At 59.0% G+C, this 278-nt stretch carries 1 pseudogene; it reads left to right on the top strand.

Features of this window, described 5'->3' with window-relative positions:
• Window positions 1–14: 14 nt before the first annotated feature.
• Window positions 15–278: pseudogene (locus tag ACTFO6_RS18710) on the top strand (ABC transporter permease); the annotation flags it as partial.

Below are 278 nucleotides of genomic sequence, written 5' to 3'. Positions count from 1 at the left end.
CGGATGTCCCGCCCATGGGATTTTCCCGCGGTGACGTATCAGCCTTCCTCGTTCAGGTCAGCAGCACCGCCAACGCCAACGCCGTGCGTTTCGTCCTCAGCCGGAATCCAGTGGTCAAGGTGATCACGGCCGGCAATATCGTCACCTCTGTGCGCCAAAACCTGGCTGCTTTATTCGCTGGCACGCTCATTCTGAGCGCCGTCCTGATCGTCGGCAATGCCCTCATGATCAGCGCTGTCTTTTCTTCTATCGTCAATGAGCGCAGGAGAGAGCTGGGC

Source organism: Pelomicrobium sp. G1 (genome assembly GCF_051905455.1).
In the GTDB taxonomy this organism is placed as follows: Bacteria; Pseudomonadota; Gammaproteobacteria; order Burkholderiales; family UBA6910; genus Pelomicrobium.
This window is presented reverse-complemented; position numbering and strand designations above follow the sequence as displayed.